This is a genomic window from Salinicoccus siamensis (assembly GCF_042429615.1).
Classification (GTDB): domain Bacteria; phylum Bacillota; class Bacilli; order Staphylococcales; family Salinicoccaceae; genus Salinicoccus; species Salinicoccus siamensis.
On the sequence record NZ_JBHMAH010000028.1, the window covers coordinates 1 to 23,440 of the forward strand.

The window sequence follows — 23,440 nt, forward strand, 5'->3', positions numbered from 1 at the left end:
TCTCGGAAAAGCGGGGAAGGAACAGAACTGAGGCCCCACCTTATTTTCATAAAATCCGTGTCTTGACAATCGGGTCCACTTTACTAAAACAAAAAAATCAGACAGACATATCATAGTTTCAAATAGTGATATTGACTTTATAATAAATAGACTTGATAAATATCCTGACAAAGAACCGCTCCATCTTTCCAATAACGCAGTGACTAAAGCACTGAGACATATCATATCGGTTTTAGATATCGATAAAGAACATATTACATTGCATATGATTCGACACACACATTGTTCAGTATTGTTGAATCAGGGGTTAGATATTCATTACGTCAGCAAAAGACTGGGCCATGCTAACATTGGAGTGACTTTGAATACGTATAGTCATCTTTTGAAGGAAAGAAAACAAGAGGAAGATAAAAAAATCGAGAATTTTTTGGAACAAGAATGGAACAAAGTATAATAAAAACCCCTTAAACATTACTGTTAAGGGGTTTAGTAACGGACAGTGAGGGATTCGAACCCTCGATACGGGGTTACCGTATACACGCGTTCCAGGCGTGCGCCTTCAGCCACTCGGCCAACTGTCCAAGATTTAAAAAGAAGTGAGGGTTCTCACTTCAGTATGACCCGTACGGGACTCGAACCCGTGTTACCGCCGTGAAAGGGCGGTGTCTTAACCGCTTGACCAACGGGCCATGGCTCCACAGGTAGGATTCGAACCTACGACCGATCGGTTAACAGCCGATAGCTCTACCACTGAGCTACTGTGGAATAAATTGGAGCGGGTGATCGGAATCGAACCGACAACATCAGCTTGGAAGGCTGAGGTTATACCATTTAACTACACCCGCTTTAAAAAATGGGGCGGCTGATGGGTTTCGAACCCACGCATGCCGGAACCACAATCCGGTGTGTTAACCACTTCACCACAACCGCCATTATTTTAAAGATGGTTCAGGACGGAATCGAACCGCCGACACTGTGAGCTTCAATCACATGCTCTACCGACTGAGCTACTGAACCTTACTGTATTTAAATTTTATATAATCAAAATATGGCGGTCCCGACGGGAATCGAACCCGCGATCTCCTGCGTGACAGGCAGGCATGTTAACCGCTACACCACGGGACCTTTTATATGTAAACAGAAAAAAATTGCGGGAGGTGGATTTGAACCACCGACCTCCGGGTTATGAGCCCGACGAGCTACCGAACTGCTCCATCCCGCGATAATATTATTACGTTTTTAACGTCTGATACACATATTAAAGGTTTTCTATTTTGTTTTCAAGTAATTTCATCAATTTACTTGAGTAAAATTTACACTTTAATCTCTATTATTCTTCCACATCTAAATGTTTCATCGTTTTTCTTCACTGCAGAAGACTAAAATGAAAAAATTTAGATATACATTAGTTTTACATCAAGTGCTTAATATTAATAGTGAACAAAACTTGATATTTAATATTTTCATCCTTCCCCATCCAACTCTTACCAACGCTTTCATAGTGCTTTCAATATAGTTTATGAAACTAATTTTTCAATCATTATACTATTAATATTTCACTTTATATACTGTATAAATATGAAATAAATCACATTGAGTCCTTTGAAAGCCGTGTGCGCGTTTGAAATACTACTCAATCTTCTATATAGTATAAATGTCGGTTAATTATAAAATTTCAAAAGAATGGAGATGATACTTATGGGATCTGTGCAAATGACAGATCAGCAAAACACTCAAAATGTTGAAGAAAGTGATTACTCATTGAACAAAGTTCCTTATAAGGAACGGAACATGGACTGGTTAAGTATAACCAATATTACCTTCGGGATTGCAACTGCTATATTCTATTTCCAGCTTGGCAGTGTGATGGCGTTGCAATTTGGGGCAATCAACGCCCTTATCTCAGCAGGATATGCGATTGTAGTCGCAGGTATCATGGCGACCATCATCTCTTATCTATCTGCACGATCGGGCATGAACGTGAACTTGATGTCCAGAGGTGGCGGATTCGGCTACATAGGCGCCTCGTTGACCTCTTTGATATATGCTTCAAACTTTATTATGTATTGTGCTTTTGAAGGGATGATACTGGTCTACGCGGTGCATGAATTTTTCCCGGTCATACCGAAGTGGGTGCTGATCGTGGTATTCGGTTCCCTCGTCATCCCTTTGAACTGGTTTGGCATCAAACAATTGGATAAGCTGCAGAAATGGTCTCTGCCTATATTTTTCGCCTTTTTGATTGGCGCAATTACAGTCGCTCTCTTTACAACATCACTTTATGATGGGGCATTCTGGACGTACATGCCTGAAGGCGTCCAGGTAGGCGGCACAGCACTCTTGATGTGCATTGGTATGCAACATGGTATCATGGGACTCACTGCCCTACTTGCATCTGACTATGCACGGTTCCTGAAGCCTGAACACATCAAGCTTGGATCGGTCGCTATCGGATTCATCCCGCAGATCTTCTGCTATGGAGTAATGGGTGGCTTAGGTATCTGGTTTGGAGTAAGACTTGCTGAACCAAACCCTGGAGTCTATATAGTACAGCTCCTCGGTATTGGCGGGGCATTGTTTACAATGCTTACACAAGTACGCATCAATGTGACGAACATATACAGCAGTTCGCTCTCCCTATCCAATTTCTTCGAAAATGTATTTCGCTTCACACCGGGACGCAGATTCTGGATTGTTGTAGCTGGTATGACTGCTATGGCACTAATGCTTGGGGGCATCGTCGATCACCTCGATGCAGCCCTTACGTTCCAAGGTGTATTCCTTCTCGCTTGGGCTTCTGTCCTTATAACGGATGCACTTATCGTTAAGATGTTGCTTAAGATTGGGCCTGCATTCTACGAAGCCCGTCAGGACAATCTGTATAAATGGAATCCTGTCGGCGTGGTATCATTGATCATCGCGAGCGTACTCGGTACTGTAGCAGCATTAGGTTATATGGGCCCGTTCCTGGCAAACACTGCAGCCTTCTTCGCTTCTCTTCTGGCTGCCCTGCTGACGGTACTCATCGCTGTTGTTACAAAAGGTGGATATTATCTTAAAACAGATGTAGATGATGTCAATGAAGAAGATTATCTATTCAAGCCGAAATCGTATAAGAGAAAAACTTACAGCGTGAAGCGCCCTGTATTCCTGAATGCCGAGCGCATCCAAAAATAAGCTGACAAGAAGCAGGGGGATATTCCCCTGCTTTTTATAATGTCTACAAGATCATAATGCTTTTTACATCATACAAGTCACCCTATTTTAGTTTGAATGCTGTTCCAAAGGGAATAACTATGTAAAACTTAGGAGGCATTGTATATGTATAAAAACCAATATAAACCTTTTGAAACTGAGGAAGATGCAGCACTTTACCTTGATAATTACATCGAACTGAAACAGTATGCAGTCTTTTCAAACCAGAATCTATCTAAACTAAGAGAACAATTCCCAGAATTGGATATCGTCGATAACGAATCACATGATCTTGAGGACAGGGTCTCACAACTGGATTTCAATGAAGGAAGCAAAGAAGATTTCATGAAACATTACGATGCCGGTGAAGTCATCATTTTCGAAAGGCTCGAGGACACAGATCCATTGAAAACGGAACAGGATGAATCCAGTGAGAAGCAGACCAACGTCAAACCACGTGATGAATACGACACTGAAATTGTGGATACAAACACAGGATCGCGGTCCATGATGGAAGTGAAGAATAACGATCCATCAAACACAGATAGACGCGATGGCGAAGCTGCCTACTTCAGAAAAAGTGATCAGGAAGAAGAAGAATTCCTAAAGGATAAATAAAAAAACACATGACCGCGGGTCATGTGTTTTTTGCTAACCAGACATATATTTATCGCGCGTTAAATATAAAACCCCGCAACCTTATGGTTGCGGGGTTGGTACGGAGATGGAGGGAATCTTGATAAGCGATTTCCTCTTAAATATATAAACTGCGACATCAATGTTATCAAGTTGTATAGAACACATCATAAAATATAGAGCGCATATTAAATGTAAAATAGTGAATTATGTGGCCACCTTATGGGTGGCTTTAACTATGTCTATCTATTCGAAGTGAGACACCAATAATGTCTCGCTCAATTCTATCGCGTTCAGCATACCGGCGACGGCACCTGGCACATCGTTTAGATCTGTGTAGTAATCGAAAATCAAATCGTTCTCCATCGTATAATAGGGCGGCTGATACTTGTCGATTTCATCGGCTACCATTGCTTGCTGCAGTTTGTGATTAAGCATGACGTAGTGCTCATTAATGTTTAACTTCATGACGTGTCCTTTTTAGATGATTGTAACTGAATATAAGGTGATAGTATAGATAAAGTTAAAGTTTTGATATGTCATCTTTCTATAGTCTAGTCCTATAGGCGGCACCTCTTGGGCGATTGTCTTGAACATTAGTTCGCTTTTAAAAGCGATAAATTATGATATTATTTAGAAAAATACAGGAGGGATAATTGTGGCATCTTTTTTTATATCATTGCTTCCGGGATTAATACTTGGAGTTTTAGTATCTGTTGTATTTTATCAACAGATAGAACTTGCCCATAGGTATTGCTTAGTTTTGAGAGGAAAAGCTGTAAGAGGATCTATTGTTCGCGGTTATATAGTAAACAAAAACTTTCACAATCGTGAAATATACCGAGTAACGCGGGGGAGATACGCTGACCCTGATCCTCCTAAAGAAATCTTCCCGTTCAAATATTATGTACCTTATAGAAATATAAATGAGTCTTCACTTATAACTAATAAAGTTAAAAGTGATGCATTGGATGAATACAACGATAAATACTCAATGTCGCTAAATTATATAGATTATGAAACAATAGTAACAAAAATTGAAAATAACAAAGTTATTAGAGTTGATAAACTCAGCATGAAAAAAGATGAGCGTTTTGATGATGAGGGCGAAAACTTTAAATAGACCGGTTGTTGTACTTTTTAAAATACCTATATGTATCCTCCTTCGCTCGAAGAAGATTCTTTTGTTACTATTCGCAAAGGTTTCTAGTAAATATCAAATCTTATTTCATATTGTGAAGCAAAAAAAAGACCACCTCATTGAGGTGGTTTTATTCATTAAGAGAATTGTTCTTTATAGCCATCGCTGTTTAGAACGTTTTTAAAGTTTCCGAGGCTATTACCTAAGTTAGAGTAACCTCTGACTCTTTTTCGTTTTCTTTTTCCCACTTTGGTCAACATCGATGACTTGCCTGTCGCTCGAACTTCTCCCAATCCGTAGGAAATGATTGTATAAATAAAAGTTAGAGCTGCATTATAATCATAGAATCCTCGGAAAAGTATAATAATGGCTTTTCTCAAGTCTTGTTCTTTTTGATAACTTTCTCTGGATAACCTTAAATGCATCCTCAATAAGACTATCGGAACTCTAAAGGACGTTTTTAAAGAAATAGAGAAGTCAAAGTCTCTAGCTTTAGTGAAAGCGTGTAGTGCGAAAGTGATGTACGTTAAAAGTAGCAACCATGCTAACAAGAGTAAAACGAACATACAACATCACTCCTAAACTTTATTTTTTCTCCGTTTTTTCCGATTAGTCCTAGGCTTATCTTTATCCGAAAGAAACTTCTTCTTTACATCCTTGTTTTCTAATCGAGACTTTTCTATAGACTCTTGGTGCTTGATCTTGTTCTGCCTAGCTACGTCGAAACCGGCAATATATGCTGTGTTTTCTTGTTCACTCCGACCATATATTAACCAATCAGAAATTTGAATAACTAGTAAGAGGGAGAAAGCTAGCATCAAAATACCAATGTTTTGTTTAAATATACCCTCTAAGCTTTCAAATGAATCATACATGTAAATAATGATTAAAACAAATAATAAAACTAGGGAGTAGTAACTCCCTACAGTTTTGCTGATTTTTGTTGTTCCATTAATAATGTATTTTAACTTTTGGTCTATAAAAAAAGAGGCAACAAACATACCTATAAGTATTACTTGAGAATTAATTGCAGCTTCATTGTACTTCACTTCTAACAATGTTAGCAAAATGGCTGCAACATAATATAATAATTTATAAAAGTGAAGCTTGAAAAGAGGTTTGTTATCCTCAAGTACCATATACAATACCCCATCTATTAAAGTCTAAATCTAATAGTACATCAAAATTTTTACAAATTCAATAAGATGTTATGTATCCTCCCTCATCGAGAGAGGTGTCTTTCTATTTCCAAGTGCCCCAGTCGTCCCCTACTTCACCAGTCACAGGATTCCACTTCTTGCCCGGGACGTATTTCCATACACCGTCAGAATTGTAATAACCGAGCCAGATGTGATTGTCTTGTCTCGCTTGTTCTTTATAATGAACTGTTGCGCCTGGCTTCAGCCAACCACCAGACCGAGCAGAAGTAAATGGCGCCCCCTGGCGTGTGTGAATGCGTTCACTGCCGTTGACCCAAGTACCTTCAATCGCTCTATATTGTGTGCCATGCTTATTCGTCTTCCACTCTGTACCATTTTCTTTTCCAGGTTTCGGCTTGACAGGTGCAACGGGTGCATCCACTTTACTTCCTAGCGTCTTAAACTTAACACCGAAGTAGTCGCATACCGCCTTCACATCACAGTCCGCCATGTCCTCAATATATCGGTTTTGATCTTTGCCAAAGATAAGCGGAAAGTCCAGACTGTTCGTCATGAAGCCATGCTCGACCAGCACCATCGGGAACGTCGTACACTCTCTAATCATGTGAAGGTTGGTCCATGAATTATACTGTGATGCATGCAGGCCGCTACCATGAATGCCGTACCCTTTATCAATCATGTTTTGAATGATGTTCGTCGCAAACTGTTTGCCTTGCTTACTGCTATGCCAATAAAAGGCGCAACGGCCACCCACATTACTGTTTCCGGCGTTTGCACGTAGAGAGATTCCGAGATCTGGAAGCTTGCTGTCATAGTAGTTGATACGATTCACAAGATAGACATCTTTACTATCGAATGGTTATGCAATGATAACCTCGAAGCCATTGTGCTCTAGCAGTCGCTTTATTCGTTTTCCTAGTTTGTTCTTAAAGTCAAACTCTGCATAGCCTTTACCATTGCGATAAACGCTTTTACCTGGTGGGAATGTGCTGCTCCCATGTCCGAGAGTTCCTTTAACTTCTTTTCATTGTGTTCAGACATATCGAATGCTTTGTTAGACTTGTCAAACGCATCGTCTGCCCGTTGCCGTATTTGTTCGAGTCCACTTACTTTGCCGTCAATCTGCCCTAAGCGATCAAATATCTTAATGGCAATATCCTTGTCTTCTGTCGGCATCAAACCCATCCTTTCATCATGTTCGGGCACATATTAATCACCCCTTATTTAGACATAAAAAAGAGATCTCTAAGATGCAATGTCATTAACTTAAGGATGTTGACAAATGAAGGGTCCAGTGTTTGAGCGTAATCATCTCAAACACTGGACTTTTTGTTGCTGATGGACTGAAGGCATACTTAAATACCCCCTCGCTATATCATTTTTAATTAGTAAGTGTATCAGTATGACCGTCTGGATTTATTGACACCCATCTTTCTTTTCGTGCTTCTGCCGGGACGGATGGGGACCAAGTGTTTCCTAACGAGTGCGCTCATCTGATCTGCACTGGATTGAACTATCGTACACCATTGGAAGTCTTTTTGGGTTACATGGGTGAGAAAGAACTGTCTAGCTTATTTTGACAAACGAAAAATGCTCAACTGAGCGTCTTTTTTATTTCTTTATTCTGCGTTTGAATTTCTTATTGTAATAGCAGCAACTTCATAAGCGTTTATTATATCATTATCAAGGAATCTGATGAATGGATCTTCTACTTACATTTTTCCGCTTGTAATTTCTCTGACTCGGCATTTCAATTCCTCGACTTTTTGCTCTTTTTCCCAGCTAAGTAAGTAACTAATAACTTTCCCACTTTTTAAGTAGGCTTTGACTCGCATGTTTTATCTTCCTTCGATTGAGACCTAAATTATACCAAAAACATTCTATTGGATGTCAAATAATAATAAATTTAGAGCCTGATAACCCCTTTGTCACCTTACCGTCCTCTATCAATAATTTTTCTGATTTTAATTTACGTTTTTTATTCTCAAAATCTCTATATGTTAATATCAATTCTTTGTTTAAGGATTGGTTTTTATCCACATAAAGGTAAACCAACATAGAATTCCTTTTAGGAGTAGTATATTCACGATTCGCTTTTTGTACAGAAAATTGACCATGGTCTACTTCAAACTTAAAATTTTCCTTAGGTACTTCAACATTTATGATTTGTATGGGTTTATCGTTTAAGTTATGAATTGATATGGTTAAATAACCAGCAGAATTGAGGCTTTCATCGAAAATCCTATTTATTTCTAGCATAGGTTGATTAGATATTATTCTCCCTCGCTTACTATTTAAGTATGAGAGCAGAGACACAACAAAAGCCAGTGAAGATATTAAAATCGGCAACCATACACTCCAATTTTCTTTGATTTCTTCCACATAATCACTCCTAGTCATTTTGCCTAATCATACCAAAAAAGCCACCCAATATGGATGGCTTTCTAACTTAGAAGGTTAAGTACTATATTTTCACAAAATTAAAAGAAACCTCATTGGGTGTCGAACTCTTTTCTAAATAAATTATCCATATGATTAATTAATTGATTTAATTTTAATAGATCTTTTTCTAAATATTCTTCAATACTAGATTCGTATTCAATCATATAATTATTTATTGTCTGACCAATATCTTCAGAATCCACTTCGCTATTGACATCTAACTCATTAAAAGTTTTCCAGTAACTTACATTAAGCTTCGATATCATATCCTGAGAATGGACTAGAATATTTTTGATTGCAATAGATTCCTTGTCCGATAATAGGAATTCGTTAACGGAAGAATAGTTTCTTAACTCCCTGTAAGAATCATCAAGCAATCCATTAAAGTAATTAATGTTTACTACCGGCCTTGCATATTCAATAGCGTAGTATGGTTGCTTATAATTATCAGGTTCTGTTGCTTCAGCGATAAAATATTTCTTATTCTTTCTTGAGTATAAAGCATCCTCATGGTCCGAATAGAAAATGTTAACATTTTGGTATGTCATTAAAGTGCCTTGCAACTCTTTGGCATTAGAATAAATTTTGCTATAAACCTTGTATTTCAAATCAAAATTAGCTTGTCTCTTATACTGTTTAAATTCAAGCCTTTTATTTTTCTTCGCATCTGAACGCCTAACAGCACTGCTGAATAACTCTTTAAATAACCACGCTAATGCTAGTAAAACACCACCAGAACCTAAGAAGTCGTTAACCCAATCGATATTATTCCACTCCTAAATAAATTTATTTAAATTATAGCAATATTTAGTATAATAGTCAGTAGCAGGATCTAGGCGACTGCACTTTTTAATATTTGGTGGGATTATCCCAGGGGGTGCGTAGTTATGGCTAGACGTGGAAAATGTTCATGTTCGCCTAAACGCAGAGGTCCTATGACTGTAAAAGTTTCTCGATATTACCGTACCGATGGAACCAAAGTCAAGGCCCATAAGCGTCACGTTCCTAAGTAGCCTTTGACGTCACAATCATAGATTTAACACCAGAAGGAGCCTAGCTCTCCTGCTACTGCTACATAGCAAAAGCCGCCATAATTGGCGGCTTTTTAACTTGGGATGTCTGTCATGTAAACCAAATCATTAGGGGTGCTTCACAGCTATGGTTGTCAATCCCTCCCTTGACAGCCTTATGGCTGTAGCTTCTGTTTACTTCGCTAACGAATTTATCTCCCTCATGCTTCGGCATCCCTTCGATTGCTTTCAGAAGACTCATTCTTCTTTCTTCTTCATTCATGTTATCCCTCCTTAATCAACCAATTGTTTCGTTACTTTTTTTCTTAAAAAATTTTGTCCATCTAAACCTCAAAGTCCTTGCAATCCTCATTGCCACAGAAATTGATGAATCTCTAGTGCTTATTTCGACCATCGTATAATGAGGGCGCGTCATATCACTTTTGTCAGCGACTTCTTGTTGTGTCATTCCTCGTTGTTTTCGAATATCCTCTATCTAATTCCTTTTCATTAAAAATAACAAGCGTTACAAGGTAATGCTAAATTCTCCTTTTGTTACATCTTGTTTAATGTTTCTTATTGTTATATTACAATCAGGTGTGCGGAGTGGTTATATGTTGTCTGTTAATTTGAAAAAGCTACGCAATAGAAGGCAATGGACGCAACAGCAAGTGCCCGAAAAGCTTGGGGTTAAACGACCGACATGTACTATTTACGAAAAAGCACCCGCAGCCCTGATTGCAAGCATGCTTAATTAAGATGGTGGACCTTTTCGACCTCAATGTGGACGCATTACTTGTTAGACAATCAAAAGAGAAAGATATATTGGAAGATACAGATGTCTTCATGTTCTCTGATAAGGAAGAGTTCGAGAATTTTTCTGAAGAAGGAAAATAAGAAATCAAGAAGATGTTGAACGATCAACCGGAATTTTCAATATATTTCGTTTGTCAAAATAAGCTAGACAGTTCTTTCTCACCCATGTAACCCAAAAAGACTTCCAATGGTGTACGATAGTTCAATGATTTTCTTGGGATATGGTTCCTTCTGGCGGCAATCGATGAGATAAAAGCTGGGTCGACCGTATTGAAATCCATATCTTTAGGCAGGCCGTCCCTTCTGAGCAAGCCGTTGGAATGTTCGTTTAACCCCCGCTGTGATGGTGTGCCCGGATCGGCAAAGTAGATGGATAGATCATTTCGATTGCTCATCGACTGCCAGTTTGAGAACTCTTTGCCACAATCGAAGGTGATGGATTTGAATAGGTTTCTAGGCATCTGTTGACACCATGTATTGATGGCAACCTCGATATCCTGCGCCGTCCGGCCTTCGGGTTTCAGGGTGATGATGGCTTTTGACAGGCGCTCGACCAGCGTGATGACCCCACTCTTGTGACGGACACCGACAATGGTGTCGCCTTCGAGGTGGCCGAACGCTTCATTAAAAGTGGGATAGTCATCCACTCTTTCAGAGATATTACGCCTGAAGGCTTGTCTGCCCCGGTGTTCCTGATGGCCATTCGGTTTTCGCTTGCCCTGCATTGGCAGCTTGGCCGCATCAAAGGTTTCCCGTTTGAACATCCGATACAGCGTGCGACCCGAGCAGTCAATTGGCATCTCCTGCCGGCCGACAATGACATCCGGTGTCCAGCCCTGCGTTACCTTTTCCATCACATGTGACTGCTGGTCCTCAGGCAGCACTGTACGTTTTCTACCACATCGCTTCTTATTTTCTTTATAACGCTGGTAATAGTCCAACGCAGTGTGACCGGCCTTGAAATGCGTGATGACATTGTGGATAGTCTGCCGGGCACGCCCGAGCCGTTTCGCAATCTGAGCCACGGTAGTTCCGTGATGGAAATAGGCTTCTATGAATACTAATTCATCCGTGGTAATATGGGTGTCGGTCATGCATGATCACTCCTATGATTTCTTTTGTCGGAAAACCATTTTGAGTGTATCATGTGTGACCGTTTTATGTGTCTAGCTTAATTTTACAATCGGCGATATAAAAAAAGAAAAGATATTAAGTAACTAGGGCTTAGCCCTATTATTTATAAACAATAGTTCCAATATCATACATAAATGGTATTGAGTATATGAGGAGGATTATCTTGAAAAAATATTTAATGTCTGGTGGATTTGCTGCTGCTCTATTGCTTGGCGCCTGTAGTGGAGAAGAATCAGGAAATACCGAGAGCACGGAAGAGGAAACTACTGAAGAAGCAACAGAGGAAGTGACTGAAGAGGAAACAACAGATAATGCAGCAGTATCTGAAGAAAGTACCGAAGAAGAAAACACTGCAGATCAAGCGGAAGAAGAAATTGAAGAAGTGACAGAAAGCGGTGTTGAAACAATTAAAGAAGTAGAAGTTGGCGAGACTACTCAGTTAGAGAATGTAAATATGACAGTAAATATGTCTCAAATTAATAGAGTTGAAGTCAATGAAGACTTAGCAATGTTTTTGGATACTTACGAAGCAGGAGAGAAAATAGACAATCTTGTGATTGAATATACCATAGAAAATACTACTGAATCCCCCCGGGCTTTTTATATCGATCAGGCTGAGATTGTAACGAGCACTGGGCAACAACTACAGCCAGAATTCTTTCTTTCGGATGGCATCTAGGCAGATATGCAAGGAGCTGTTTCATCCACTGGTACCGTGCCATATACAATGGATGAAAGAGCAGGAGAAGAAATTGAGTGGATAGATGTCATTGTCCCTGCAATCATGGATGAAGAAACATACGAAGTAGTGAGTGAAGAGCAGAAGTACAGAATCGAATTTTAATATTTAATAACCAGCTGACCACTGGACTCATGAGTGGTCAGTCATTTTTTATTATTTTAAACGAACTTATGTTCTAAAAATAAGGGGTATAAAACAGGGAAAAACAACGGGCTTTGACCTGGATGAGTATAAAATTTCACAAAGAGTCTGTCAATATAGACAGGACAAACTACAATGGCCAAGTGCACAAGCTGAAGACTAAAACCTCCAAGTGGGAAATGTACATTTCAGGATATATGATTGAAGTGTTGCAGGAGGATAAAAGGTGATATCAGAGAAACTAACCATATAAAGATGATTATGTCATCTTCAGCGCCTTATACCAATTCGTTGGCGAAACGATAGTGGAGGAAAAGTATAATGTACTGGTGGAGAAGAAGATTCTTAAAAAATTAAAATACATGAATTCATACATTTATATATTTCAGATTGCATCAACAGACTAAGATTGGATAGAGAAACTTTGGCCAAACGGCTGGGACACTCTTCATCAATAACGATAGAAAAAGTATATGGACACCTCTATCCAAGCACTGAAAAAGATGCTATTTCAGGTCTATAAAGGAACATCCGTGGTCATTAAGGGGTCAAAGAGGGGTCACGACAAAAAGAAATCCCATAACCACGGGGGTTATGGGATAAATAACGGAGATGGAGGGATTTGAACCCTCGCGCCGGGAATACCGACCTACACCCTTAGCAGGGGCGCCTCTTCAGCCACTTGAGTACATCTCCATGGCTCCACAGGTAGGATTCGAACCTACGACCGATCGGTTAACAGCCGATAGCTCTACCACTGAGCTACTGTGGAATGCTGTCATTTCAATCGAACATTTACAATTATAACAACTTCACACAGTATTTCAACCGTTTGAGCACATGTTTTATATTCTTATTACACTTCCCGCTTAACTTCCAACCCATTTATGTAACTTATATAGGAATGATAGATTGTCTCATTCACCCGTGCCGCTTCCCCCCGTCCCATCGTAGGATATTGGAACTGCATACTCATTTCTTTCTTCTGATACTTCTCTTTCTGCTGATTGAATTTATAATGCAGCTTCAAGGCGTTCAAGTATTGGTTGTTGAAGGATGTATATGAGATGTCTATTATCCGCTCTTCATTATTTGAGAATAGTACCCGTGTCATGCCCTCATCATTCATATAGGATTGGATATGGTTGATGTTGAACCAGTTATTTTCACTGATCCGGTCGGAATGTGTGCAGAAATATATGTAGGATCCGAACAGGTCGATGATGACCGGTACTTTGCTGGAAATGCCGGTCAATGTCTTGCTTAAATCTTTTCTCGCATGGTAGTTCTGCGAATGGCTTCGGCAATTTCTCTCTATCACTTTATTTGGATTGAGTCTGCATTCGATCCCTTCTCCGTAGGCTTCCCCAATCCGACTTTCAATCATACCGTCATTGTCGACCGGAACGATATACATCGTTTCCTCGTGTATCTGGTAATGAAGTCTCTTCATCGCATGCTCCCCTTTATTTTATGTTAATTAGATGATAGCATACACGTTTATATTTGTTAACTATAATATAACATAATGTTAAATATATTGCTTTAATGTAATTTTACATCATTAAATTAACGGAATATTCGAAATGTTGTTTGACCTATGGCATTTCGTGTTATATAATTTGTAACAACCAAATGATGAAGGGGGATGTAGAGATGAACAAGCAAGTATATCCGGCAAACCAGTTGAGAGTCTTCATCAACACCATAAACGACCTTTCTGCCGAACTTCTTCTCCAAGAAGCGATTGACGACTACAATCGCAAGCTATACCTTGAAAAGATTGAAGCATCGCTTATAGAAAAGGACGAAGAGAAGTTTATGACATACACATCAAAGTTAAAGGAAATGGATAATGAAGATGCTGCTAAAGAGTAAACAATATAAAAAAAGCTGACTGCTAACCAATAGAGTATACATATGGTTAACAGTCAGCTTATTTTTATGCAATCAGGTCGAGAAATTCTTCTCTGGTGATTCTGCCGAGGTAAAAACTAATATCGACATCTGCCAGTGCTTTGTCGATGGCTTCACGGTTATGCTCGGTACCGACGAGTCGCTCTTCAATGACACTCACTTCTCCTACGCCGAAAAAGTCACCGAATATTTTTGCGTGCTCTATCCTACCCTTTTTGACATTAAGCCTAACGTCCAACAGGCCTGCATCAAACTTATGGGACACATCAAAGTTATATTTGGGGTTTTTACCAAAATTCCAATCCCAAGTCTGATACTTTTCTTCAGATAATTTGTAGATTTTGTCCCAATCCTCTTCAGTCAGCACATATTCCTCGATTTTTTCTCTGCCACCGAATATGGATTCCAGTATTTTCTGTTTAAATGTTTCTATATCGAGATTCTCTTCCATAAAATCGTTGATGTTGCCAACACGTCCTTTTACCGATTTGACCCCTTTGGATTCAATCTTCTTCTTATTCACCCGGAGCGCATTCTGAACTTCTGAGATATCACTGTCCAGCATCAGTGTGCCATGCGAGAACATCCGGCCTTTTTGCGTAAACATTGCATTTCCGGATACTTTTTTACCGTCGATTTCAAGATCATTGCGTCCAGACAACTTTGCATTGACGCCCATATCCTGCAATACATCAACAATCGGCTGGGTAAACTTTCTGAAATTGTGGAAACTCTCACCATCGTCTTCTGTTATGAAGCTGAAGTTCAAGTTGCCCTCATCATGATAGACGGCCCCCCCACCTGAAACACGCCGTACAACCTTTATATCATTTTCACGTATATAGGGTTCGTTTATCTCCTCGATTGTGTTCTGGTTTTTGCCGATGATGATGGAAGGCTGGTTTACATAGAATAGGAAGTAGGAATCATCTGTAGGGATTTCACGCAATACGTATTCTTCCATAGCAAGATTGATCATTGGATCTTTGATGTCATTATTCGAAATGAATTTCATTAAGCTGTTGCCTCCTTATTAAAAATGCCCTGATATTATCATAATAACATCCAGGGCATTTTTTTACATTTATTCTGTAATTGATTCTACTGCTTCTATGGCCTGATCCACACAATCCGGCAGGCCCACTCCATTATGCGAAGCGCCTGTCAGAATGATGCCCGGGTATTGTTGCGCCATATAATCCTTGATTCCGGCAATCATCTCCTTATGGCCGACTTTATACTGCGGCATGGAGTTTTTCAGACGGGTTACGATGGATAGTTCAGGCTCACCGTTGATCGTCATGATGTCGTCAAGGTCCTTCCTTGCCAGGCGGATGATTTCATCATCATCCTTCTCTTTTGCGATCGGGTCGCCTGGACGGCCGACATAAGCGCGTAGAAGTGCTTTCCCTTCCGGTGCAGAATGTGTCCACTTCTTGCTGGTCCATGTACATGCTGTAATGGTCGTATCCATCTTGCGGCTGACGACGAAACCTGTACCATCTATATCGTTCTTGACCTGATCTTCATCAAAGGCCATGACCACTGTGGCAACGCTTGTAGCTTCCATATGCTTGAAATATTCAAGCGGGAGGTCGTTGAACCATCTCTTGTATTGGAAGTGTGGCGTCGTCACGATGATGTTGTCATACTCTTTTGTACGTTCGTTTGCGGTCAGGCGGTAGCGTTTGCCATGTTTTTTGATGGCACTGACATCGTACCCGAAATGCATCGAGGCACCTTGTTGCTCAGTGGTCTCTTTCAGTCGATCTATGAAGGACTGGAGACCATGCTTGAACTGTAGGAACTGCCCCTGTTTTTTACCGGTAGGGGTTTTGGCATCTCTGGATTTTTGATTCTTTTGATGATAGACCCCTTTGATTAGGCTACCGTGCTGTTCTTCGAGTTCCTTGAAATGCGGGAAGGTCGACAGTAGGCTGAGTTCATCTATTTTTGTACTGTAGATGCCAGACAACAGCGGTTCAATGATGTTTTCCAGAACCTCATCACCCAGCCGTCCCCTGAAGAAGCGGCCGACAGAGATGTCTGTATATACGGGGGTTGGCTTCTTAAGGAAATCAACACCGGCACGCAACTTAGCGCCTGTTGATAAAAGATCGGTAGTCATAAATGGCACAAACTCCGTCGGCATCCCGAGGACTGAACCCTTTGGAAGGGACGACAGCTTGTTGTTCACGTAAATATAGGATATTCCTGTCGCATTTCGCACCAAATCGTCGCCGAGACCGATTTCCTTGGCCAAATCCGTCATGCTCTCCTTTCTGGCTAGGTAGGATTCGGGACCAAGTTCAATTGCGTATCCATCTTTTCGGTATGTGTTGATCTTACCGCCTGCGCGGTCGCTCTTTTCGTACACGTCCACTTCGACATCTCCCAGCTTCGAGAGATAGTACGCTGCTGATAAACCTGTTATCCCAGCGCCGATAACTGCAATTTTCTTCAAGTTAATCCGCCTTTACTGCAATCTGTTTATTTCGTTGATCATCGCCTGGATATAGCGCTCGTCAGTGTTCGGCATCGTTGGCCTATGATAGCCCGCGCCGACTTCATCACATACCACTTTGCACTCGACGTCATTGTCAAACAGCACTTCAAGGTGCTCGCAGACGAAGCCGACCGGCAGATAGACAAAATGCTTGTAGCCGTATTCCCCATGCAAGTCACGCGTCAAATCCTGGACGTCTGGTCCAAGCCATGGCTCCGGAGTATTTCCTTCTGACTGCCAACCTATATGCACATTCTTCAGATTCGCACTATCCTGGATCAATTTTGCCGTTTCAGCAAGCTGATCCGGGTACGGATCGTTATGCTCTTTAATCTTCTCAGGCAGACTATGTGCGCTGACGATGACTGCTGTATCGTCGAGTTCAGATTCAGGAATTTCGGCAAGTGATGACTTCACTGCTGCTGTCCAAAAATCAATGAACGGTTCCTGTTCATAATAGGATTCCACCGATTTGATCGAAATGCCATACTTCTCTGCCTCTTCATGTGCACGCTTATTGTAGGAGCCCACTGAAAAGTTCGAGTAATGAGGGGCTAGTACGACTGAAACAGCTTCTTTGATGCCATGGTCATGCATCGCTTCAACCGCATCCTCGATGAATGGGTCGATGTGTTTGAGTCCAATGAACAATTCATATTCCACTGCATCTTGCGAAGCGTTGAGTTTCTTTGCCAACGCTTCTGCCTGCCTTCTTGTCGTATCAGCGAGCGGTGAAATGCCACCGATCGCTTCGTAGCGGTCCTTCAAATCTTGGAGCGCTTCTTCAGAAGGTTTTCTGCCACGCCTTATATGCGTGTAATAGGGTTCAATATCTTCTTCTTTATAAGGCGTACCATACGCCATGACAAGCAATCCTTTTTTCTCTTTCATCACTATCACTTTCCTTTACTGTATTCATGTACGAAAGCCGTAAGGCGTTTCAATGTGTCAGGCTCAACTTCTGGGAACACCCCGTGTCCTAAGTTGAATATATGCCCTTCATTATTACCTTGGTCCAGGATGTCTTTCGCCCGCGCTTCGATGACGCTCCAATCTGCAAGCAACAACGCTGGGTCTAGGTTGCCTTGCAGAGCTTTCTTGACTCCCATTTCTCTTGCTTCGTTGATTGATGTCCTCCAGTCGAGACCCATCACATCCATGCTGAGTTTATTCCATTCAGGAATAAGATGGGAGGCCCCGATTCCAAAGACGATTATAGGTACACCCTTTTCCTGGACGGCTCTGATGATCTTGTCCATCGAAGGGGATAGGTAGTAGGCGTAGTCTTCTTTGCTTAACGCCCCGCCCCATGAGTCGAAGATCTGTATAAGTTTCGCTCCGGAATCCACTTGGGCACCAAGATAGCGGATGCTCATTTCAGTCAACTTGTCCATCAGCTTAAACCACGTTTCTGGTTGATTATACATCATTGTCTTCGTCTTATGGTAATTTTTGGTCGGTCCCCCTTCAATCATATAGCTTGCTACAGTAAACGGTGCGCCACAGAAGCCGATAAGCGGTACTTGGAGTTTTTCTTCAGTCAATATTTTAATTGTCTTGTAGATGTAGTCAAGGTCTTTATAAGGATCCAGCTCTCCAAGTTTTTCTACATCTTTTATATCTCTGATTGGATTCGAAATGACTGGGCCGACACCAGGTTTGATGTCGACATCGATGCCCATCGGGGCCAGCGGTGATACGATGTCCTTATACAGTACTGCCGCATCGACATTATAGTTTTCTACTGGTGTGCCTGTCAGATAAGCTGTCAGCTCAGGTTGTCTTGTGATTTCAAGCAATGAGTACTTTTCTTTCACCTTGTTGTACTCAGGCTGACTCCTCCCCACCTGACGCATAAACCATACAGGGGTATGATTTGTCTTCTCTCCCCTTGCTGCTTTCAATATTGTATCGTTGAACACATCATTTTCCTCCAATTTATATATATATCCACCCAACATTTTAACATATTGGAGCAGGCTAATTGAAATAAGTGGCATAATGTCAAAAATTCGATTCATTTGAACTAGGTTTAAGGCGTTGGTGTTTAAGGTATAACTGTAGTAAGACTAACAACGAGGTGAAATAGATGAACTTACATCTGACGACAGGAACAATATCCTATATGAACGATCTGAAAAAAAATAATGAAGGGCTCCATATTGCAGCAATCGGCAAAGACGCCCTCCTATATTATGAATCCGAAGAGAAGGAAAGCATGTTCAGTTCAAGACATTCATATAATTTGAGCCATTCGACCAACGACCTTGATGAATATTCTCCGGTTTCAATCCATTTCATTCCTGTGCCCGGAGACAGCAAAGGGCCAGTATACGGCCACTTGTCAAGGCTTTCGGAAGTGCTTGACGGTACACGTGGCGTACAGTTCTATCGCATCGGGGAAGCACTTGGCGAGGATGAATTCATAGTGATGGTCGGCTGGGCCCAGTCATCAACCTATTATGACTTCAAGGACACAGAGGGTTACTCAGAATACTTGAGCACCGATGCCCTGGCAAAATTCAGAACGGAGGAATCCCTTTTCCATAAGTCGATTTCCTCCAAATTCTATCTCCCACTGAAAGACAACGAAGAAAATGAAGAGGACGACTTCTAAGCGACTGAGTCACTCAGTCGCTTAGTTCTTTTTCTTTTCTGTAGACCGCCCGGCTCAGGCTGCGGTTAATGATGAACCCCCACAGCGGGAGCAGTATTCCCAAATAGAAATATCCCGGGTGGATCGATATGAAAAGGACGCTGAAGACGAGCGCTATCATAAACACCAGTTTATGCGAATAGGCTACATAACTCTTTTGAATATAAGACCGGTCTACCGGCCATACTTTCGGCCAAAGCAGGTAGGCCTGCGCCGTATAGATTTGAGACATCTGCAGAACAATAATGTATATACCGAAAAGTGCGATGACTACAGATAGATACAAGTTGGCGATCCAAACCATGACGACACCAAACAGAACCATTAATCTCAAGACGATCATAGGCAAGTCGTGGTCTCGGGCAAACGTCCGGTAGAAAAGGTATTCATACATCTTTTCTTTGTTGAAGGAAGCTTCTTTTGGTTTCCAGAGCAGTGGGTCCAAGTATCTTCTACGCTTGAACTGCTTATCTATATGACTGACATTCGTAAACAATGAGACCGTCTGGTAATACCTATTCAACTGTTCCTCCTCGTAACCGATCAGTTTTCGCCAATCCATACTTGTATGGCTGTGCCTTTTGGCAAAAAGTAGGAGAGACGCGTAGACGATGAGCGGCAACACGATCAGGATGGGCTCTGTAAGAATCAGGATAAGCGAGAGGATGGTCAAGACGATCAACCCGACTGATGCGGGGAGCATCGGCCATTCTGAATTGATGATTTCCTTTCTGATCATGAAATTCATCACGTAGAAGAAAACTGAGGCGAGCAGTGCAATGATCATTTCAATGGCCGGGTGTCCTACCGTCATCAGAATCAGCGCAACAACACCCCCTGCAACCGGCTTCCAAAGCCCGAGCGTCAAGGAGTAGCGATCCACCGCTCTGAGGTAGTCTTTTAGCCGCGCTTCGTATGCCAACAGGAATATGCCATCCGCCTGCTTGAATAAAGTGCGGTAGGACGGCAGCAATGTGATGCCAAGTACAAGGGAGATGATGACATCCAGCCAGAAGGATGGGGTTAATGTCTGGACGAGCGATAATAAGGAATACAGGAAGAATCCGATTGATATCGACAGGAATATGAGGAAATGACTGTTGAATATGAACTTACCGTAATGGCTGCGCCTTGCAACATCCTCATTCATCCGCGTTCTGAACAGTTGATCAGGCATCGTAGACTTCTCCCCCTGTTATTCTGAGGTAGACCTCATCAAGGGTTGCCCCTGGCATACGCCATTCCTCCCGCAGCTCCGGCAGTGTACCGATTGCAGTCAAACGTCCCTCGTCGATGATAGCAAATCGATCGCAGTAACGTTCTGCAGTGGCAAGGATATGGGTGCTCATCAGTATCGACCGCCCCTGCTCCTTTTCCTCCACCATCAATTGTATAAGTGATTCTATGCCAAGTGGATCGAGTCCAAGGAACGGTTCGTCAATGATGAACAGTTCAGGATGGGATAAGAAGGCACAAATCAGCATGACTTTTTGCTTCATTCCTTTGGAGAAATGGGTCGGGAACATATCTATTTTTGTTTCCAGCCTGAAGATCTTAAGCAGCTTATCTGCACGCTGCATCGCAGTTGTTTCATCTATCCCGTAAGCCATGGCCGTCATATTGATGTGTTCTTTCAAGGTGAGCTCTTCGTAGAGGACCGGTGACTCCGGAATGTAGGCCAGTTGTCTGCGGTACGCCTCGATATCTTCATCAGCAGTCACACCCCCTACCCTGATCTCTCCGGAGTGTGGTCTTAACAGACCCAATATATGCTTGATAGTCGTACTTTTCCCTGCACCGTTCAATCCGATCAGACCTATTATTTCACCTTTATCGATATTAAACGAAATATCATGTATAACCGGGACTTTGGAGTAGCCGCCGGTCAAGCGATCTATTTGAAGTACCATATTCAACTTCCTTTTAAATGTAGGTTATTATTTGTATACTGATACTAAGTAAATATATCACAAGAGAACAATGGAGGTACAATGAATGAGTAAAACCATTTTTGAACAGATTGCAGACGGTGAAATTCCAGCAAACATCCTATATGAAGATGAAACATGCATCGCCTTCATGGACGCCTTCCCCCTATCCAAGGGGCACACGCTGGTCATACCCCGCAAACCGATTGAAAACATTTATGATCTCGATGAAGAAACCGGCGCGCACATCATGAAGGTCGTCACGAAGATGGCGAATGCGTTGAAGAGTACTTTCAATCCCGATGGCCTGAATGTCATCCAGAATAACGGCTCCTACGCTTCCCAATCCGTCTTCCATCTACACTTCCACCTCATCCCACGCTACAAGGCAGAATATGATGGGTTCGGATATGAATGGCAGTCTGATGAGAACTTGCACTCTGATGAAGAGAAAAAAGAAATCGCCCGCTCAATCCGTGAACAATTGAATGCATGAACCCGAGAACATGAGGGTAATGTTTTATAAACAAAAAAGGACGTGACACTGTATGAAATTCAGAAATCTAGCGGCAGGCTTCGCTGTCGGCGTAGCGGGCGGTACACTCATTGCTGTTTTGAATGCCCCGAAGTCGGGAGCTGAACTGCAATCTTCCCTTAAATCCGGATCTGGAAATATGAAGACGCAGATGAATCAGCTTAAAATGGAAGCGAATGAAGTGAAATCCTCTTTCCTCCAGACTAAACGCGAATCACAGGAAGTGTTTGAAACGCTTGGAGACGAAGTCAAAACAATGATCAGCAACTTCCAGGCGGATATCAATCCAAATATTGAACATATCAAAAAAGATGTGGGTAATATACAAAATCGTGTCGAAGAAATCCAGGACACCTTTAACAGCGACAAATAAAATCAATCTGGTGAAGCGGCGGGGACTACAATTGTGCCCCGTCGCTTTATTATGATATATTAGCACCTGTATCCACTATCAAAGGAGATTTGTGCAATGAAGAAGATAATAGCGCCCATGGTGCTCGGACTTGGTCTCATCGGCCTGGCCGGATGCTCAGACGACAGCAGTGAAAACAGCTCATCCAGTGAAACAGAATATGGTGACGTCCTTGCCACAAGTGATGCAGGTGACGTAACTACAGACGACATACTTAACCAGTTGGGAACAGACAGTATAGCCAACCAGACATTCCAACTGACGTTGGATACAATACTTAAAGAGAAATATGCTGATGAGATCGACACAGAGGAAATTGAATCACAGATCAATGAAGAGATAGAAGGCATGGGCGGGGAAGACCAATTTGCCATGCTGCTTCAGCAGCAGCAACCGGGCATGACCGTCGAGAAATACAAAAAACAACGGATCAATAATGCCTTCCACGATAAGTTCTTCAGTGAAAAATTCGATATCACTGATGAAGAAGCAAAAAAATCCGTCCGCAAAGCCTCTCATATATTGATAGAGACTGGAGATGGAGAGGACGCCCTAAGTGATGAAGAAGGTAAAAAGAAGGCTGAGAAACTGCTTAAAGAGATAAAAGATGGCAAAGACTTTGGAGAAGTGGCCAAAGAAGAATCTTCTGATACCGGCAGTGCCCAAAACAGCGGCGAACTCGGCTACGTCCAACGGGGACAGATGGTTGAAGGTTTTGAAGATGCCCTGTTCGAACTCGACAAAGGTGAGATTTCGGATGTTGTCGAATCTGAATACGGGTACCACATCATCAAACGTCATGAAGAAAAAGATATAGATGAAGAACTCGATTCCATAAAAGGTCAGCTGATCAACGAGAAGATTCAAGAAAACCCGGATAAAGTCCTTGAGTATTACAAAGAACTGCTCAAAGAATATAATGTAGAGTTCAAAAATGAAGAGATCAAAACATATATCGAGGATACTTACCTGAACCCAGAATCAGAAGAACCAGTTGAAAAACCAGGTGATGACACTTCTGTAGAAGAACCGACTGAGGAATCCGAAGAATAAAAAACTACCTGGACGC

At 41.6% G+C, this 23,440-nt stretch carries 28 protein-coding genes, 10 tRNA genes and 2 pseudogenes; 13 read left to right on the forward strand and 27 right to left on the reverse strand.

Annotated elements, in window-relative coordinates:
* Nucleotides 1-142: 142 nt before the first annotated feature.
* Nucleotides 143-454, forward strand: coding sequence for a tyrosine-type recombinase/integrase (locus ACFFLE_RS07965; protein WP_380570656.1), 312 nt, complete (start codon nucleotides 143-145; stop codon nucleotides 452-454).
* Nucleotides 455-493: 39 nt separating this feature from the next.
* Here the strand turns inward: ACFFLE_RS07965 and ACFFLE_RS07970 are convergent.
* The 8 genes from ACFFLE_RS07970 to ACFFLE_RS08005 all read right to left on the reverse strand — a co-directional run bounded on the left by ACFFLE_RS07970 (nucleotide 494) and on the right by ACFFLE_RS08005 (nucleotide 1,222).
* A tRNA-Ser gene (locus tag ACFFLE_RS07970) sits at nucleotides 494-581 on the reverse strand.
* A 36-nt stretch (nucleotides 582-617) separates the two neighbouring features.
* A tRNA-Glu gene (locus tag ACFFLE_RS07975) sits at nucleotides 618-689 on the reverse strand.
* A gap of 1 nt (nucleotide 690) precedes the next feature.
* Nucleotides 691-765: transfer RNA gene (locus tag ACFFLE_RS07980), tRNA-Asn, on the reverse strand.
* A 6-nt stretch (nucleotides 766-771) separates the two neighbouring features.
* A tRNA-Gly gene (locus ACFFLE_RS07985) sits at nucleotides 772-845 on the reverse strand.
* Nucleotides 846-854: 9 nt separating this feature from the next.
* A tRNA-His gene (locus tag ACFFLE_RS07990) sits at nucleotides 855-930 on the reverse strand.
* Nucleotides 931-944: 14 nt separating this feature from the next.
* Nucleotides 945-1,017: transfer RNA gene (locus ACFFLE_RS07995), tRNA-Phe, on the reverse strand.
* Nucleotides 1,018-1,049: 32 nt separating this feature from the next.
* A tRNA-Asp gene (locus tag ACFFLE_RS08000) sits at nucleotides 1,050-1,125 on the reverse strand.
* A 23-nt stretch (nucleotides 1,126-1,148) separates the two neighbouring features.
* Nucleotides 1,149-1,222: transfer RNA gene (locus ACFFLE_RS08005), tRNA-Met, on the reverse strand.
* 476 nt (nucleotides 1,223-1,698) lie between these two features.
* Between ACFFLE_RS08005 and ACFFLE_RS08010 the strand changes: the two genes are divergently transcribed.
* Nucleotides 1,699-3,177 carry a purine-cytosine permease family protein gene (locus ACFFLE_RS08010; RefSeq protein ID WP_380570610.1) on the forward strand — a complete coding sequence of 493 codons (1,479 nt, stop codon included), beginning with the start codon at nucleotides 1,699-1,701 and terminating at the stop codon, nucleotides 3,175-3,177.
* A 144-nt stretch (nucleotides 3,178-3,321) separates the two neighbouring features.
* Nucleotides 3,322-3,813, forward strand: coding sequence for a hypothetical protein (locus tag ACFFLE_RS08015; protein WP_380570611.1), 492 nt, complete (start codon nucleotides 3,322-3,324; stop codon nucleotides 3,811-3,813).
* Nucleotides 3,814-4,077: 264 nt separating this feature from the next.
* Here the strand turns inward: ACFFLE_RS08015 and ACFFLE_RS08020 are convergent, their stop codons facing one another.
* On the reverse strand, nucleotides 4,078-4,299 hold the full coding sequence (locus ACFFLE_RS08020) for a hypothetical protein (RefSeq protein ID WP_380570612.1): 222 nt from the start codon (nucleotides 4,297-4,299) through the stop codon (nucleotides 4,078-4,080).
* A 190-nt stretch (nucleotides 4,300-4,489) separates the two neighbouring features.
* On the opposite strand from ACFFLE_RS08020, the gene ACFFLE_RS08025 reads away from it, so the two are divergent.
* Nucleotides 4,490-4,954 carry a hypothetical protein gene (locus ACFFLE_RS08025; RefSeq protein ID WP_380570613.1) on the forward strand — a complete coding sequence of 155 codons (465 nt, stop codon included), beginning with the start codon at nucleotides 4,490-4,492 and terminating at the stop codon, nucleotides 4,952-4,954.
* Between the two features lie 596 nt (nucleotides 4,955-5,550).
* On the opposite strand, the gene ACFFLE_RS08030 is transcribed toward ACFFLE_RS08025, so the two are convergent.
* From ACFFLE_RS08030 to ACFFLE_RS08045, 4 genes and pseudogenes are all read right to left on the reverse strand, one after another.
* Nucleotides 5,551-6,111 (reverse strand): hypothetical protein, encoded by a 561-nt coding sequence (locus ACFFLE_RS08030; RefSeq protein ID WP_380570614.1) that lies wholly within the window; start codon nucleotides 6,109-6,111, stop codon nucleotides 5,551-5,553.
* A 103-nt stretch (nucleotides 6,112-6,214) separates the two neighbouring features.
* Nucleotides 6,215-6,685, reverse strand: a complete 471-nt coding sequence (locus ACFFLE_RS08035; RefSeq protein WP_514131198.1) for an SH3 domain-containing protein — start codon at nucleotides 6,683-6,685, stop codon at nucleotides 6,215-6,217.
* Nucleotides 6,659-6,967, reverse strand: a pseudogene (locus ACFFLE_RS08040) (N-acetylmuramoyl-L-alanine amidase); the annotation flags it as partial. The gene ACFFLE_RS08035 and the pseudogene ACFFLE_RS08040, both read right to left, overlap by 27 nt.
* Nucleotides 6,968-7,047: 80 nt before the next feature.
* Nucleotides 7,048-7,308, reverse strand: coding sequence for a hypothetical protein (locus tag ACFFLE_RS08045; RefSeq protein ID WP_380570615.1), 261 nt, complete (start codon nucleotides 7,306-7,308; stop codon nucleotides 7,048-7,050).
* 287 nt (nucleotides 7,309-7,595) lie between these two features.
* On the opposite strand from ACFFLE_RS08045, the pseudogene ACFFLE_RS11235 reads away from it, so the two are divergent.
* Nucleotides 7,596-7,712, forward strand: a pseudogene (locus ACFFLE_RS11235) (IS30 family transposase); the annotation flags it as partial.
* A 310-nt stretch (nucleotides 7,713-8,022) separates the two neighbouring features.
* Here ACFFLE_RS11235 and ACFFLE_RS08050 read toward each other — a convergent pair.
* The 4 genes from ACFFLE_RS08050 to ACFFLE_RS08065 form a co-directional block, all read right to left on the reverse strand.
* A complete protein-coding gene (locus tag ACFFLE_RS08050; RefSeq protein ID WP_380570616.1) occupies nucleotides 8,023-8,514 on the reverse strand; it encodes a hypothetical protein in 492 nt (163 codons plus the stop codon).
* Nucleotides 8,515-8,624: 110 nt separating this feature from the next.
* A complete protein-coding gene (locus tag ACFFLE_RS08055; RefSeq protein ID WP_380570617.1) occupies nucleotides 8,625-9,122 on the reverse strand; it encodes a hypothetical protein in 498 nt (165 codons plus the stop codon).
* 574 nt (nucleotides 9,123-9,696) lie between these two features.
* Entirely contained in the window at nucleotides 9,697-9,867 is a 171-nt protein-coding gene (locus ACFFLE_RS08060; protein ID WP_380570618.1) for a hypothetical protein, read from the reverse strand.
* Between the two features lie 15 nt (nucleotides 9,868-9,882).
* Nucleotides 9,883-10,080 carry a helix-turn-helix transcriptional regulator gene (locus ACFFLE_RS08065; RefSeq protein ID WP_380570658.1) on the reverse strand — a complete coding sequence of 66 codons (198 nt, stop codon included), beginning with the start codon at nucleotides 10,078-10,080 and terminating at the stop codon, nucleotides 9,883-9,885.
* 263 nt (nucleotides 10,081-10,343) lie between these two features.
* On the opposite strand from ACFFLE_RS08065, the gene ACFFLE_RS08070 reads away from it, so the two are divergent.
* Nucleotides 10,344-10,481, forward strand: a complete 138-nt coding sequence (locus tag ACFFLE_RS08070; protein ID WP_380570619.1) for a hypothetical protein — start codon at nucleotides 10,344-10,346, stop codon at nucleotides 10,479-10,481.
* Nucleotides 10,482-10,534: 53 nt separating this feature from the next.
* Here the strand turns inward: ACFFLE_RS08070 and ACFFLE_RS08075 are convergent, their stop codons facing one another.
* Nucleotides 10,535-11,494, reverse strand: coding sequence for an IS30 family transposase (locus tag ACFFLE_RS08075; protein ID WP_380570620.1), 960 nt, complete (start codon nucleotides 11,492-11,494; stop codon nucleotides 10,535-10,537).
* A 203-nt stretch (nucleotides 11,495-11,697) separates the two neighbouring features.
* Between ACFFLE_RS08075 and ACFFLE_RS08080 the strand changes: the two genes are divergently transcribed.
* Both ACFFLE_RS08080 and ACFFLE_RS08085 read left to right on the forward strand, forming a co-directional pair.
* Nucleotides 11,698-12,213, forward strand: coding sequence for a hypothetical protein (locus ACFFLE_RS08080; RefSeq protein WP_380570621.1), 516 nt, complete (start codon nucleotides 11,698-11,700; stop codon nucleotides 12,211-12,213).
* Nucleotides 12,214-12,219: 6 nt separating this feature from the next.
* Nucleotides 12,220-12,378 (forward strand): hypothetical protein, encoded by a 159-nt coding sequence (locus ACFFLE_RS08085; protein WP_380570622.1) that lies wholly within the window; start codon nucleotides 12,220-12,222, stop codon nucleotides 12,376-12,378.
* 646 nt (nucleotides 12,379-13,024) lie between these two features.
* Here ACFFLE_RS08085 and ACFFLE_RS08090 read toward each other — a convergent pair.
* From ACFFLE_RS08090 to ACFFLE_RS08100, 3 genes are all read right to left on the reverse strand, one after another.
* A tRNA-Ser gene (locus tag ACFFLE_RS08090) sits at nucleotides 13,025-13,113 on the reverse strand.
* A gap of 1 nt (nucleotide 13,114) precedes the next feature.
* Nucleotides 13,115-13,189: transfer RNA gene (locus ACFFLE_RS08095), tRNA-Asn, on the reverse strand.
* A gap of 84 nt (nucleotides 13,190-13,273) precedes the next feature.
* Complete coding sequence (locus tag ACFFLE_RS08100) at nucleotides 13,274-13,870, reverse strand: competence protein ComK (protein ID WP_380570623.1); 597 nt, start codon at nucleotides 13,868-13,870, stop codon at nucleotides 13,274-13,276.
* 203 nt (nucleotides 13,871-14,073) lie between these two features.
* Between ACFFLE_RS08100 and ACFFLE_RS08105 the strand changes: the two genes are divergently transcribed.
* On the forward strand, nucleotides 14,074-14,295 hold the full coding sequence (locus tag ACFFLE_RS08105) for an IDEAL domain-containing protein (protein WP_380570624.1): 222 nt from the start codon (nucleotides 14,074-14,076) through the stop codon (nucleotides 14,293-14,295).
* A 64-nt stretch (nucleotides 14,296-14,359) separates the two neighbouring features.
* Here ACFFLE_RS08105 and lplA read toward each other — a convergent pair whose 3' ends face one another.
* The 4 genes from lplA to hemE all read right to left on the reverse strand — a co-directional run bounded on the left by lplA (nucleotide 14,360) and on the right by hemE (nucleotide 18,801).
* Nucleotides 14,360-15,349 carry a lipoate--protein ligase gene (gene lplA, locus ACFFLE_RS08110; RefSeq protein WP_380570625.1) on the reverse strand — a complete coding sequence of 330 codons (990 nt, stop codon included), beginning with the start codon at nucleotides 15,347-15,349 and terminating at the stop codon, nucleotides 14,360-14,362.
* Between the two features lie 69 nt (nucleotides 15,350-15,418).
* On the reverse strand, nucleotides 15,419-16,798 hold the full coding sequence (hemY, locus tag ACFFLE_RS08115) for a protoporphyrinogen oxidase (protein WP_380570626.1): 1,380 nt from the start codon (nucleotides 16,796-16,798) through the stop codon (nucleotides 15,419-15,421).
* A 12-nt stretch (nucleotides 16,799-16,810) separates the two neighbouring features.
* A complete protein-coding gene (gene hemH, locus ACFFLE_RS08120; protein WP_380570627.1) occupies nucleotides 16,811-17,731 on the reverse strand; it encodes a ferrochelatase in 921 nt (306 codons plus the stop codon).
* Nucleotides 17,732-17,736: 5 nt separating this feature from the next.
* Nucleotides 17,737-18,801, reverse strand: a complete 1,065-nt coding sequence (gene hemE, locus ACFFLE_RS08125) for a uroporphyrinogen decarboxylase (RefSeq protein ID WP_380570659.1) — start codon at nucleotides 18,799-18,801, stop codon at nucleotides 17,737-17,739.
* Between the two features lie 128 nt (nucleotides 18,802-18,929).
* Here hemE and ACFFLE_RS08130 point away from each other — a divergent pair, with 128 nt between their 5' ends.
* The gene (locus tag ACFFLE_RS08130; protein WP_380570628.1) at nucleotides 18,930-19,457 is read left to right on the forward strand and encodes a hypothetical protein; all 528 of its coding nucleotides are present in this window, start codon (nucleotides 18,930-18,932) and stop codon (nucleotides 19,455-19,457) included.
* A gap of 13 nt (nucleotides 19,458-19,470) precedes the next feature.
* On the opposite strand, the gene ACFFLE_RS08135 is transcribed toward ACFFLE_RS08130, so the two are convergent.
* Both ACFFLE_RS08135 and ACFFLE_RS08140 read right to left on the reverse strand, forming a co-directional pair.
* The gene (locus ACFFLE_RS08135) at nucleotides 19,471-20,673 is read right to left on the reverse strand and encodes an ABC transporter permease (protein ID WP_380570629.1); all 1,203 of its coding nucleotides are present in this window, start codon (nucleotides 20,671-20,673) and stop codon (nucleotides 19,471-19,473) included.
* The gene (locus ACFFLE_RS08140; protein ID WP_380570630.1) at nucleotides 20,666-21,406 is read right to left on the reverse strand and encodes an ABC transporter ATP-binding protein; all 741 of its coding nucleotides are present in this window, start codon (nucleotides 21,404-21,406) and stop codon (nucleotides 20,666-20,668) included. The genes ACFFLE_RS08135 and ACFFLE_RS08140 overlap by 8 nt, the downstream gene beginning before the upstream one ends.
* 85 nt (nucleotides 21,407-21,491) lie before the next feature.
* On the opposite strand from ACFFLE_RS08140, the gene ACFFLE_RS08145 reads away from it, so the two are divergent.
* The 3 genes from ACFFLE_RS08145 (at nucleotide 21,492) to ACFFLE_RS08155 (ending at nucleotide 23,424) form a co-directional block, all read left to right on the forward strand.
* Complete coding sequence (locus ACFFLE_RS08145) at nucleotides 21,492-21,920, forward strand: HIT family protein (RefSeq protein ID WP_380570631.1); 429 nt, start codon at nucleotides 21,492-21,494, stop codon at nucleotides 21,918-21,920.
* A 52-nt stretch (nucleotides 21,921-21,972) separates the two neighbouring features.
* Nucleotides 21,973-22,332 carry a YtxH domain-containing protein gene (locus ACFFLE_RS08150; RefSeq protein ID WP_380570632.1) on the forward strand — a complete coding sequence of 120 codons (360 nt, stop codon included), beginning with the start codon at nucleotides 21,973-21,975 and terminating at the stop codon, nucleotides 22,330-22,332.
* A gap of 96 nt (nucleotides 22,333-22,428) precedes the next feature.
* Nucleotides 22,429-23,424: a peptidylprolyl isomerase gene (locus ACFFLE_RS08155; RefSeq protein WP_380570633.1), complete on the forward strand. Its 996-nt coding sequence runs from the start codon at nucleotides 22,429-22,431 to the stop codon at nucleotides 23,422-23,424.
* Nucleotides 23,425-23,440: the final 16 nt, after the last annotated feature.